Genomic DNA, 225 nt, shown 5'->3' with positions numbered 1-225 from the left:
ATGCCGAATTCGACCTCATCTTTAATGCCGGCTTCTTCAAAGAACTTTTGAGGTATCGTTACTTGGCGCTTCTGAGAGACACGCGCGCGCTTCCATTCCATACGAGTCACCGCCTCATTCGCTATTGCCATAGTATACCCCTCCTTTACTGCAAATATTCCATGATTCCAATTTCTTTGTTTCTTTACTTCTTTATTCTACACTATTTTATTGAAATTGAAAGTA

Source organism: Massilia sp. Root335 (genome assembly GCF_001425685.1).
GTDB classification, from domain to species: Bacteria; Pseudomonadota; Gammaproteobacteria; order Burkholderiales; family Burkholderiaceae_D; genus Telluria; species Telluria luteola.
This window is presented reverse-complemented; position numbering follows the sequence as displayed.